Raw genomic sequence first — 12,827 nt, 5'->3', positions numbered from 1 at the left:
CCTATTCTTTCACGATCTGTTTTACAATTCGCTCCGATCCGGCATAAATTACAAACAGGTAGTTTCCGCTGGATAGTTCAGAAACATCAATAGTCTTTTCAATTCCGGATTGCGACAAACCGATCGTTTTAATCAATTGTCCCTGTACATTAAATATCTCGAGTTTTTCAAGTGCTATCTGTTCAGGGTTACTTAAGATCACGAAATCTTTCGCAGGATTGAGGTATAGCACAATAGAACCCGGATTTATTTGTCCTTCAATTCCCAAGGTTGGATCGACCGTTAACTGGAAACTACAAGCTCCTGTGTTTCCGGCCGCATCTGTAGCCATAACAGTTACCGTATATACACCCGGACTTACCATTGTACCGGCAGCAGGGTTTTGAGAGGTATTTGTTAACGGACTCGTGCAATTATCGTTGGCAGTGGCCTGGGCCGTGGCGAGATAATCGGGCACTAAATAAGTGTTTCCGGCACCGGCAGTTACCGTTTGATCCGGAGGACAAACTACAACAGGGTTTTCATTATCGTTCACAATTACATCGAACGAGCAGGAAGAAACATTCCCGCAATCATCGGTAACTATAAAGGCATTGGTTGTTGTTCCAACCGGGAATAAACTACCGGATGAGAAACCTGCGGTCTGGGTAACAGTTACCCCTCCACAGCCATCGGTACCCGTAGGTGTGGTATAATTCACTATCGCTTCACATACTCCAGGGTCATTATTTACAATAACATCCGGTGGGCAGCTAATGGTAGGATTTGTAGTGTCTACTACGGTGATCACCTGTGTACAAACGGCGGCATTACCAGAGGCATCGGTAGCCGTCCATGTACGTGTAATAACTTCTGTTAAACCACATCCCGGCGCAGAACTGTCGCTAAAGGTAACCGACGGACTAGGATCACAATTATCTGCCGCGGTAGCCGTACCGGTACTTGCAGGAGAAGTATCGTTGCCACATTCCACATTTACATCTGCCGGACAACCAATTGCAGGTGCAATTCCATCGGTTCCCGCCGGTACTACTACCGGATTGTTCACGTAGGTGTCATTACATGTAGAATCTAAGGTATCCTCTACTGTTACATTGTAGGAGTTGGCCGGTAAATTTGTAAATACTCCGTTTCCAACCTGCACGATCGGTGGGCCGGGTGGAGAAGTAGGAGTTATGGTGTACTGAATACTACCGCAGGTTGTACATGAGGCAGTAACCGTTAACGTACCGTCATTTCCTCCGGGACAGGAAGGTGGTGTGGTGGTCGCATTAGCCGCAGCTATATCACATACAGGAGCGCTGAAAAGAGGTGACTCCCATAGTCCTCTACCATATGTTCCAGCTCTTATTTTCGAATTTGTATGATTTATTTCAAGGTCGTATACCGGAACATTGGGTAAGCCTGTATTATAGGCCGTCCATGCGGTCGAATCGGATCGATAATACACGCCCACAGACATTCCCACATAAATTGCATCCATAGGTGAACCCCCGGTATTTTCGTAAGCGATACTTAGAGCAGGTGCATTAGGAAGTCCAGCCGATATATTGGTCCAGTTGCTTCCGGCATCGGTAGATTCGTATACTTTTTGCCCGGCAGTGAACCCTCCGAAGGTAACCCATACCCTGGAGGCATTTGCCGGATCGACCGTTATGGAAGTAATAGTTAATGCAGGAAGAGCTCCAGATATAGTGGTCCAGGATCCTCCTGTATTGGCAGATGTTTGTAAGGTACTACCGTTAGCCGCATATAATCTGGAAGGATCGTTAATCCCAACTGCTATCGCACCACGGCCGTCCGATCCTAAGTTTGTCCAGGAAGTACCCATATTGGTACTTCTGTATACATCGCTATAACCACCATAGATAATACTAGGATTAGTAGCATCCATGGCATAAGGAGTTACCCAGGCTCCGGTAGATCCTCCGGGTTGTATGCCTACCGAAGTCGTACCACCATTGGTCGATCTTTGAAGACCCCCATTTTGAAAGCTGTAATAAAGATTGTTATTGTTGTTATAATCGATCATATTATCCATCCCATCTCCCCCAAGTATATGCTCAATTGTAGTGGAGCCGGTATATTTATTCGAACCATTGTCCTGGGCTCCACCAAGAAGCAGGTTTTGGTTTGCTTCCACTCCGGAGATCTTATAGAATTGCATGATCTGCAAACCGTTCCAGATGTTGGTCCAGGTAACTCCATGATCTGAACTTACCGAAATACCACCGTCACTTCCACAATACAATTTATTGTCAACAGGGTTATAAGCAAGATCGTGTATATCTGCATGTACATATTGACTAGCACCCGGGGAGTACCAATATGCTATCAAAGAATTGGAAGCACCACCATCGGTAGACCGCCAGACGTTCACACCACCTGTAATGGTATTATTAGCATTGGTAGGGTTAACAGCTATAGCCAAGTCATACCACGACTGATCTGAGGTTCCCGCCCCATTTACGTCGTGACCAAGAATATTAGGCGTAGTAGACATGGTAGAAAAAGTAGCTCCCGAGTCTGTCGAGCGATACATCCCGTTATAGGTTCCCCCTCCTCCGGCTCCACCCGGACCGGCCAGGTAATACACGTAATTACTATTAGCCGGCGTCACAGCCAGAGCAACCCTGTTTTCACCAGTTGGCAGTCCTGTTCCGGTAACAGCCCAGCTGGCTCCGGTATCTGTAGATTTATAAAAGGTATTGGTTGTAACGGCATATACTGTTGCCGGACTTCCGGGTTTAAATTCAATATCCCTGAAATTTCCTGCCTGTACATTACTGGAAGTAGCCCAACCATCGGTGGTTCTGTATATTCCGGCATTGGTAACAGCCATCATGATATTGCTGTTGGAAGGATGCATTATTAGTTTATAACCTCTAACAAAATTTGTCACTCCCCAGGTGAGTCCTGTAGTATTCCAGGTTGCACCTCCATCTGTCGATTTCATAACACCAATGGAATAGGTGTCGGCTCCATCTCCATCACCAGTTAGTATGTAAACCGTATTCGGATTGGTGTGATCTACCGCAATACCGGAAACTCCAATACTTGCGAGGGTATCCGACATTGGGGTCCATGTGGATCCTCCATCTGTGGTTTTCCATACTCCTCCGGCCGGAACTCCTATGTAGATGATATTAGCGTTGGTTGGATGAAATGCAACCACATTTACGCGCCCCAAACCTCCATTATAGCCACTGTTTCCATTAGAATAACTTACCGGCCCCATCGGGGTCCAGTTTGCAGGCATCATATTTTCGGGAATAGCCATCGATTCCAATTGCTGGATCGCATCATAGGTAAGCTTGCTAAAATTTTTCAACCTGCCGTCCGAATTGACCATGCGTTGGGTGTGATATTCCCATCGTTTGTACTGTTTATATCCACTTCCGCGGCCTCTATCCCTGTTCTCAAAGTAGGCGTTGGCCAACTGCTGAACTTCTTCTAAAGTGGTGGTTTCGGTTGGATTATGAATAAGATCTAAATACTCCTGAGCATGAAGTTGAGTTAGACTGCATCCAATAAATATGAATATAATTAGGTAAAGATTTTTCATAACTATCTGATTTGGTGGCTACTAAGGCTAAAGGTAAGTGAAAATTCTGAATTCTATCTGAATCTCTCTCAATTTTTTAAAGCTAAATTATCTTTGGTTTCTGAATATTCCTGCAAAACCGAACATTAGGGTGCAGGATTTGGCATTTCATTATGTACTTTGTCTATTTCCTTCAGAATTTCTTCCGAAAGTGATACCTCTATGCTTGCTATGTTCTCCTTTAGCTGACCGAGACTTGTAGCACCAATTATATTGGATGTCACAAAGGGTCTATCCGTAACAAAAGCGAGCGCCATTTGAACCAGACTCAACCCATACTTTTGGGCAATAGCCTGATATTTTTCGGTGGCTCTTAAGGAGCTGGCACCGCTGTATCGATTGTAGTTAGGGAAAAGGGTTACTCGTGCATTCTCAGGTTTTGCCATATTGAGATATTTTCCACTAAGCACTCCAAAGGCTAATGGAGAGTACGCCAAATAGCCTATATTCTCCATTTGAACCACCTCTGAAAGCCCAATTTCATCTCGCCTCTGCAACAAATTATATGAATTTTGTGTAGACACCATTTTAAGCTTCCCTTTTCTGTGCTCTTCCATATATCGCATTAATCCGAAGGGAGTTTCGTTAGAAACTCCCACATATCTTATCTTACCCTCTTTTACATAGGTTTCCAGGCTCTCAAGGATAGTACCAATGTTATCTTCCCACTCTGCATTACCCCTATGATCATATTCGCGTTTGCCAAATACGTTTACATTGCGTTCCGGCCAATGAAGCTGATACAGGTCTAAATAATCTGTCTGCAGGCGTTGTAAACTTTTATGCAGTGCATCATCTATTGCCTGTTTACTGAAATTTAGTGGGTTCCGTATAAATTTAAAACCGCGTGAAGGCCCGGCAATTTTAGAAGCAAGTATGATCTTATCACGTTTTCCGGACCTGGACAACCAGCTTCCAATTATCCTTTCGGTACTTCCCTGGGTCTTATCAGAATAAGGTACCGCATACATTTCGGCGGTATCGATAAAATTTATTCCTTTTTCCAGCGCATAATCCAGTTGAATGTGGCCTTCGGCTTCGGTATTTTGACGACCCCAGGTCATGCTTCCTAAACATAGTTTGCTAACCTGAAGGTCTGTATTGGGTAGGTTGGTATATTTCATAAATAGGGTTTCCTAAACTATGTTCAGAGATAAGGCCTGTTAAATATCGTTTAGCAATTTTGCGATCTCATCCAACTTAGGGGTAAGGATAACCTCAATGCGTCGGTTTTTCGACCTGCCTTCCGAAGTAGTATTTGGAGCCACAGGCGCGTATTCTCCTCTCCCGGCTGCCGTTAGATTATCTTTAGGAATACCCGAATTCTGGGTAAGAATAGAGACAATGGCGGTTGCACGTTTGGTAGACAGATCCCAATTATCCGTAATGTTCCCACTTCCGCCATAAGGTACATTATCGGTATGGCCTTCAATTAAAACTGCTATTTCTTTATTCTGAGCCAACACCTTTCCTAGCTGGACAACAGCTTCACGGCCTCTACTATTAACTGCCCAACTTCCGCTATCGAACAATAGTTTGTTCTCCATAGATACGTAAACCTTTCCGTCGCGTTGTTCTACAGTGAGGCCATTACCTTCAAAATTTACCAGGGCAGCAGAAATTGCTTCCTTCAGGGCGCGCATCTTTGCATCCTTTGCTGCAATGATCCCTTCCAGTTCGTCTACTCTCGCCGATCTGTCTGACAATTGTTTCTGAAGTTGTTTTAATCGTGCCTCTTCTTCCGAAAGTCGCTTTTCCTTCACTTCCAGTTCTTCCAGCAATTTGCGATTGCGTTCCAGGTTCTCTGTTAGAGCCGAAGAACTATTTGCCTCGAGGGCATCATAAGAAGACTGAAGGCGTTCCAGGCTATTTTCCACGGCGGCCAGGTCCATTTTAAGCCTGCTGTTCTCGGCATTTAACCGGTCGATCTCCATCCTAAGCTTTTGTACCGAATATTCCTCTCCTTTTCCATTCTGCGCATCCAATCGCGACATCAGGGATTCGTTTTCAGCTTTTAGCGCGTCGTATCGCGCCTGAAGGTCTTCGTATATCTTCGATGAGACACAAGAGGCAGTTAGCGAGAATAGAATAATTCCGAAGAAAATCTTTTTAATCATAGCGAATAAAATTTAGGACATTTAAAGTGATAACTCCAGCAAATGCGGACAATGATCACTGTGGTATGCGTCTGCTAATATAACGGCACGTTTCATTTTTTCTTGTAGGGGCTGGGCCACCATGTTGTAGTCGATACGCCAGCCTTTGTTATTGGCCCTGGAATTGGCCCGGTAACTCCACCAAGTGTAGTTATGGGGCTCTTTATTAAAGAAACGGAAGGAATCTATAAATCCACTATCGATAAAATTGCCTATCCATTCGCGCTCCACCGGCAGGAAACCCGATACATTCTTATTTCTAACCGGGTCATGTATATCGATGGCCTCATGACAAATATTGTAATCGCCGCAAATAACCAGATTGGGTACTTCTTTTCGCAATTCATCCACATACGTCTGAAAATCGGCCATATAGGTTAGCTTATGGTCCAGTCTCGCCAGATTAGTCCCGCTGGGTAAATACAAACTCATAATGGAAACTCCGTCATAGTCCACTCTCAGGTTCCTACCTTCAAAATCCATATAGTCTATCCCGGTTCCGTATACTACCTGCTCGGGTTGCTTTTTACAAAAAATAGCCACCCCGCTATAACCTTTTTTCTGAGCACTGTACCAATAATGATACGGATATCCGGCTGCTTCGATCTCGGCTATTTCTACCTGGTCTTCCATCGCCTTGGTTTCCTGGATACAGAACACATCCGGGCTTGCTGCTTTCAACCAGTCCATTAGCCCCTTTCGCATTGCGGCACGGATTCCATTCACATTATAGGATATAATTTTCATAAGGATTGTTTTGATCTCGTTACGGAAGCACTAAAGTAAATAACATCGTATTTTTACCATAACAACTGCACGAAAGGTTTTCAAAAAAGAATCAACAAAATAAATAGCCTTCGCCAAAGTTGTATACATGATGAAGTATATCCCGTTCATTTTAATGCTATTCGCAACTTTCTTCGGAAATGCACAGGACATTTCATCTAACTATAAATCGAAACGCGTAGCTGTTAACGATACCATCCGCATAGATACGGTTGCCCTTAATCCGTCAAGATTTGAAGTTTTAGGAAGAGACGGCCAAAAACTTGATTCCCTGAAATATCGAATGGAGTTTAATTTGGGGCTACTAATACTATCGGACCCGATCCTCATAGAGAGTGATAGTATTACGGTAAACTATCTTCGCTATCCGGACTATCTCACCCGCGATTACTATGTTTTCGACCCCAAGAGCATTATAGAAAGTACGGGCTCTATAGAGAAATTGTATTCTTTACAACAGGGAAACACGGGTAATAAATTTACCCCTTTCGAAGGTTTAAATACAACCGGGAGCATCTCCAGAGGGGTAACGGTAGGCAATAATCAAAACGCGGTGGTGAATAGTGAGCTGGACCTGCAGATCACGGGAAGGCTTAGCGATAAAGTTTCCATTAGGGCTTCTATTCAGGATGCGAACATTCCCACCCAGGAAGGAGGATATTCGCAGAGCCTGGATGAATTCGACCAGATCTTTATCGAACTTTTTAGCGACAATTGGAATATTAGGGCCGGGGATGTGGATCTGCAAAATAACAATAGCTATTTTGGCAGGTTTTCGAAAAAAGTACAGGGCATCTCCCTCGCCGGTAAATTGGATCACGAGAGTGGTGCAAGCACGAGTGCATATGCTTCAGGAGCACTGGTAAGAGGTGTGTTTCAACGCAGTACATTCACCGGGCAGGAAGGCAACCAGGGTCCATATAAATTGGTTGGACCTAATGGAGAATTATTTATCCTTATAGTATCCGGCAGCGAACGTGTATATGTAAATGGTCTAATCTTAAAGCGTGGTGAAAATGCGGATTATGTGATCGATTATAATGCGGGAGAGATCAAATTCAATCCTACATATCCCATCACGGCCAATATGCGAATTGTAGTGGAATACCAGTTCACAGACCGAAACTACTCACGGTTTATCGGTTATGGAGGGGGCAATTTTAATAGCGAAACTCTCGATCTGGGAGTTTATGTCTATTCGGAAAATGATGCCAAGAACCAGCCCTTACAACAAAATCTTTCAGAAGAACAGGTTGCCATTTTGCAAGCTGCCGGAGATAATATGGAGGCGATGAATGCTCCGTCGGCCGTACCCGATACATTTTCAGAAAATAAGATCCTGTACAAAAAAGAGATGATGGACGGGATAGAGATCTTCGTATTTTCTACGAATCCGGAAGATGAGTTGTTCAGTGTTCGTTTTAGCCTGGTGGGGCCAAACCAGGGAAATTACGTATTGAGCGATCAAAGCGCAATAAACCGCATCTTCGAATATGTCTCCCCCATCAATGGTGTCCCTCAGGGTAATTATGAACCGGTAATTAGATTAAATGCCCCTGTGAAATTACAAATAGCAGGGGTTACAGGTAGTTATCGACCTTCTGAGAAGACCAGAGCCGATTTCGAAATTTCCGGTAGCCAAAATGACCTCAACCTATTCTCTAATCTCGACGATGAAGACAACGACGGATTTGCCGGAAGGCTGGCAGTAAAGCAAAACCTGTACACCACTTCAGACTCACTGGCTATAAATACCTATGGTTCTCTTGATTTTATAAATAAAGATTTCAGAACCATTGAAAGATTGTACAATATCGAGTTTGCCAGAGACTGGAATCTTATAGATCCTATGGGTGATCAACGCTTCGTAATAGGAGGTCTTGAATTATCTAAACCCGGCCTTGGAGGGGGTAGCTATGAATATCAGAATCTGGATTTTTCTGAAAATTTCAATGGAAACCGCCATGTCCTCAATGCTGCGGTTAGTTCGGGTAGATTACGCCTGAACGGATCGGGCAGTTATTTAAAAAGTAAAAGTGATTCACTCGACTCAAGATTTGTACGTTCATTCACACATGCCATTTACGACATGAACAAGTCCTGGGTTGGGGGCAAGTTTAATATGGAAGACAATCAAGTTTCCACTGTGGTGAATGATAGCCTAACAGGGGTGAGTCAGCGTTTCAGTTCGTACGAGGCCTATGTGGGCATAGGAGACAGTACCCAGGTATTTGCCGAGGTTGGCTACCAATTCCGGGTAAACGATAGTGTGCGTAATACGGTGCTTAGCAGGGTAAACTCTTCCAACACCTATTATTTAAAATCCAGGGTTATTAATAATGCTCAATCTCAATTATCAATATATGCTAATTACCGCGACTTGAAAGATGAGGAGGGAGGAGATGACGACGAACGTTCTCTCACTTCCCGAATTCAGTATAATCAGCGAATTTTAAAAGGCGGAATTCGTTGGAACACGGTCCTGGAGTCCAATAGTGGAGTGATCGCACAACAGGAGTTCACCTATCTTAAGGTAGAACCCGGACAGGGGGTCTATACCTGGAAAGACTATAATAATAACGGGGTTCAGGAGTTGGATGAATTTGAGATCGCTCAATTTCAGGATGAAGCCGAGTATATAAGAGTGTTATTGCCTAACCAGGTTTTTGTAAAGATCAGGGAGAATAAATTTAGCCAGTTGCTAACATTAAATCCTCAGGCATGGACTTCGGAGGAAGGCTTTAAAAAATTTCTTTCCCAATTTCATAATCAGACCTCATATCTCATTAGTAGAAAGACCCGCCGCACTAACGACGATTTTGAGATCAATCCCTTCAAAGATGGTGGCGATGACGAACTTGGGCTTACTCTTAATTTCAGAAATGTGCTATTTTTCAATCGAGGGAAACAGCATTATACCACGAGCTATACCTACATCGCCAGTAGTGCAAATAACCTGCTCTCTGTGGGCCTTCAGCAGAATGATCTGGAGAGCCATCAATTTAATTTCAATCACAAAGTCTGGACCGATTGGCTAATTACTTTAAAGGGTTCCTTCGGAAGTAATAGCAGTACTTCTGAAAATTTCCCTTCCAGAAATTTCGAACTGGATAACTACACCTTAAATCCGAAATTATCCTACCTGCTGAACAAGCAAACTCGTTTTGATGTATTTTACGAGTATGGGAACGAAGAGAACCTCCTGGGAGATATGGAACAGCTCAACAGGCAGAAAACCGGAGTGGCGTTTGCTTACACCAACGCGCAGAAGATCTCTATTACCGGTGAATTTAACTATATAAATAATGATTTTCAGGGGAGTGCATTTTCGCCTGTGGCCTACCAAATGCTGGAAGGCTTGCAACCGGGCACCAACTTTACCTGGAATTTGTTATTTCAGAAAAAGATCACAAAATACCTGGATGCTAATCTATCTTATTTCGGAAGGAAAAGTGAAAACACCAGTACCATCCATACGGGAAGTATACAATTACGGGCGTATTTCTAATAAAAAAGAGCCCTCGGATGAGAGCTCTTTTTTCAATTTATATTTATGAAAATTATCTTACGATGATCTTCGCTGTTTGATAAGAACTGGATGTTCTGTCACCCACTTGGATGAAATAAACTCCGTCTGCAGCATAAGACATGTCTAGTTGATATACATATCTGTCGCCTTTCTTTTCAAGATTATTGAAAGCTAAGGTTTGTCCCAGCTGGTTGTAAATTCTAATAGAAGCTACGCCGTCGAATGGAGTGATCAAGGTAACCTCGAATTGCTTCCCTGGTTTTGTAACCACTAATAGCTCTGAATTGGCCAACTCGTTGTCCCCGGTACCAAGTGATCCCACATTTGCAGTGTAATCTTCGGTTTCACCGTATTGAGTGGTTGTACATGCATCGCCGGGTACCGGAGCATCCCAGTTAGACTTTGCACGCATTCTGTGCGATCCGGTTGTTGCATTTGCAGGTACTACAAGATCGAAAGTCTCGGTATATGTTCCTGCTGCTTGTCCATCTGCAATTTCGTAATTATCCACTACAAGTTCATTGGCGGTAAAAGTACCATCGTCGTTGTAATCGATCCATACCGAAACAAACTGATCACCATAACCGGTTGTAACGGTTAGGTCGTAAGTTGTTCCTGGAGCTAAGTTTGCAACCTGGCTGGTGAAATCACCGTACCCCTCACACCCGGAAGGGTTATTGATCTCGGCAACCGAGAACAACTGGAATCCGTCACCAAAGGAACAATCGGCCGATGGCTGGCAATAAAGCAGGCCATTGAAAACAGTTTTCATGGTGCTGTCGTTATTGGTGTTGGAATCGCCAGGAAGATTAGTCTTTGCTTCGATGGTATGGGAACCTGGAGCTGAAAGATCTGCGGTAGTTGCAAAAGTATAAGACTCTACGGTTCCGGCTACAATAGTTCCGGTGTAAGTTTCAACCACAGGAGTTCCTCCGTTGACGATGTATTGGATATCAGGGTTTGTGATGTCGTTACTTCCGAAGTTTCTGATAGAAACCACAATATCTTCTGTAGCGGTTAGGATCCCGTTGTTAGGAGCATCTATACTCACCATTCCCAGATCGTTTGGTTGTGGTGGCACCAGTTGGAATGCACCTACAACATCTTTTCTACCACTGTTCATGTATTCGTTGATGAACCAGAAAGTAGTATCATCGGATGGATCGATATCGATCTTACTGTAGTCTCCGTAACGAAGTCCCGGTATATTTTGGTTACCAGCGGCAATAAGCTCTTCGAAAACAGTCATTGTACCAAGTGGGTCACCATCAAAACGACCGGTATAATAGGAGCTTACTCTAAAATCTGTTGGATTAGGAGTAGTTGGTCCTGCCATTCCGGAATATCCCATCCCGATATTTCCGGCAGAATCCATGATCATACTTGCATGCCAGGCGTGTTTTCCATCTGGAGAGGTGTACGTTCCTTCCTGGTATAAAGACCATGGAGCTCCGTCTGAAGCTTGTCTGAATTCGAACCAGCGTACTCCGGCACGTTCACCAGCGGTAGCGTCTGTATCGACAACAAAATTAAATACCGCAGAGTTATGAGTTCCAAATCTTCTGAACTGCGCCTGATTCATGATCGTTGCCTGAAGGGCATCGATTGCGATACCACCTCCCGGCTGTGTTAAGTTTGAGAAACTACCACCGTCGAACACCGAAATAAACGGAGTGGTAGTAAATTCGGTCGCAGCCGATATAGTTGAGTTACCAGGGGTTACCCAATCTACATCTACAAGCCATATCTTTACGTGGTCTGTTGCTACACCTCCCCAGGCATCATCCTGGAGATATACAATAGGAGCACCACCCGGTGCAGGTAGGTCATCATTACTTACATTGAATGCCTGTGGGCTGTAAAAACCACTGGTTTGAATACCCGGAAGGTTAAACCCAAGGATTTGAGCCGACGGATTTCCGTTAAGCATTTCTGCTCTTTCCAGGGCCCATACCTTATTGGCACTACCCGTATTATCTGTCATATAATATCCATCACTCCAGATTGAGAGTTTCTGGTAGTCGTTGATCTGGCTAATAGTATAAACATACCAACCATCGTTAATTGGGTCTGGTCCATCTGAAACGGCGATCTGTGCACCTGCTCCAAGGAATGATACTACCCATCTATCTGCGGCATTATCGTAAGAAACGGTAAGGTCACAACATCCTCCCGATGGGAAGATAGCAGGGTTAGGACTGGTTTGCCCTAGTAATTGATTTCCATTCTTATCGTAAATTGTAAAACCTGTATTGAAAACCACGAATACATGGTTAGGCCCAACTGCAAGAGATGGGTCGGTTGGTTGCGAATTTGATGAAGCTGCATCAAAAACAAGAAGTGGTGGGGCAACACGCACAGAACCGGTAGCAGGATCGGGATTGCTAGCAAGCAGATCATCTACTGTTTGGGGATCTTTTCCAATAATTACAGAGTTTCCCATGGACCTGCGGTCCAATGCTTCCTTATCGGAATTATCTGCAGGTAAAAGTTCACTTTTTCGTGAGGCGATTGATGGTACATATTCCATATGTGAAACTGTACCAATGTAATTTGCATTTGTTTCTACATTCTCGGTTTGCGAAAACCCGGTAAAAGAAAATACCGTCGCAAATACAGCGAAAATGAAATACTTTAGTTTCATATTGTTAAGTTTTGGTTAAAGAGTCTTAAAAATAATATCTTAACTCGAAATGACCGCATTTTTTTTTCAGTTTTAAAGCCTTATCAATCAAGTGTTTAAGCGCTATTA

The 12,827-nt window shown here is 43.8% G+C and carries 6 protein-coding genes; 1 reads left to right on the top strand and 5 read right to left on the bottom strand.

Translation table 11 applies throughout. From position 1 onward, the window contains the following. Position 1: 1 nt before the first annotated feature. From C5O00_RS06315 to C5O00_RS06300, 4 genes are all read right to left on the bottom strand, one after another. Positions 2–3,565 carry an HYR domain-containing protein gene (locus tag C5O00_RS06315; RefSeq protein WP_105215916.1) on the bottom strand — a complete coding sequence of 1,188 codons (3,564 nt, stop codon included), beginning with the start codon at positions 3,563–3,565 and terminating at the stop codon, positions 2–4. A gap of 125 nt (positions 3,566–3,690) precedes the next feature. Further along, on the bottom strand, positions 3,691–4,728 hold the full coding sequence (locus C5O00_RS06310) for an NADP(H)-dependent aldo-keto reductase (protein ID WP_105215915.1): 1,038 nt from the start codon (positions 4,726–4,728) through the stop codon (positions 3,691–3,693). Between the two features lie 39 nt (positions 4,729–4,767). Then, entirely contained in the window at positions 4,768–5,721 is a 954-nt protein-coding gene (locus C5O00_RS06305) for an OmpA/MotB family protein (RefSeq protein ID WP_105215914.1), read from the bottom strand. 21 nt (positions 5,722–5,742) lie between these two features. Beyond that, entirely contained in the window at positions 5,743–6,507 is a 765-nt protein-coding gene (locus C5O00_RS06300; protein ID WP_105215913.1) for an exodeoxyribonuclease III, read from the bottom strand. A 127-nt stretch (positions 6,508–6,634) separates the two neighbouring features. Between C5O00_RS06300 and C5O00_RS06295 the strand changes: the two genes are divergently transcribed. Then, complete coding sequence (locus C5O00_RS06295) at positions 6,635–10,054, top strand: DUF8818 domain-containing protein (protein ID WP_317046440.1); 3,420 nt, start codon at positions 6,635–6,637, stop codon at positions 10,052–10,054. Positions 10,055–10,106: 52 nt separating this feature from the next. Here C5O00_RS06295 and C5O00_RS06290 read toward each other — a convergent pair whose 3' ends face one another. Beyond that, positions 10,107–12,719 carry a GEVED domain-containing protein gene (locus C5O00_RS06290; protein WP_105215911.1) on the bottom strand — a complete coding sequence of 871 codons (2,613 nt, stop codon included), beginning with the start codon at positions 12,717–12,719 and terminating at the stop codon, positions 10,107–10,109. Positions 12,720–12,827: the final 108 nt, after the last annotated feature.

The sequence above is a fragment of the Pukyongia salina genome (genome assembly GCF_002966125.1).
Taxonomy (GTDB): Bacteria; Bacteroidota; Bacteroidia; order Flavobacteriales; family Flavobacteriaceae; genus Pukyongia; species Pukyongia salina.
This window is presented reverse-complemented; position numbering and strand designations above follow the sequence as displayed.

Excerpts from the sequence above, each read along its gene's own strand:
- C5O00_RS06315 (WP_105215916.1), bottom strand. The coding sequence starts at position 3,565 with ATGAAAAATCTTTACCTAATTATATTCATATTTATTGGATGCAGTCTA.
- C5O00_RS06310 (WP_105215915.1), bottom strand. The coding sequence starts at position 4,728 with ATGAAATATACCAACCTACCCAATACAGACCTTCAGGTTAGCAAACTA.
- C5O00_RS06305 (WP_105215914.1), bottom strand. The coding sequence starts at position 5,721 with ATGATTAAAAAGATTTTCTTCGGAATTATTCTATTCTCGCTAACTGCC.
- C5O00_RS06300 (WP_105215913.1), bottom strand. The coding sequence starts at position 6,507 with ATGAAAATTATATCCTATAATGTGAATGGAATCCGTGCCGCAATGCGA.
- C5O00_RS06295 (WP_317046440.1), top strand. The coding sequence starts at position 6,635 with ATGATGAAGTATATCCCGTTCATTTTAATGCTATTCGCAACTTTCTTC.
- C5O00_RS06290 (WP_105215911.1), bottom strand. The coding sequence starts at position 12,719 with ATGAAACTAAAGTATTTCATTTTCGCTGTATTTGCGACGGTATTTTCT.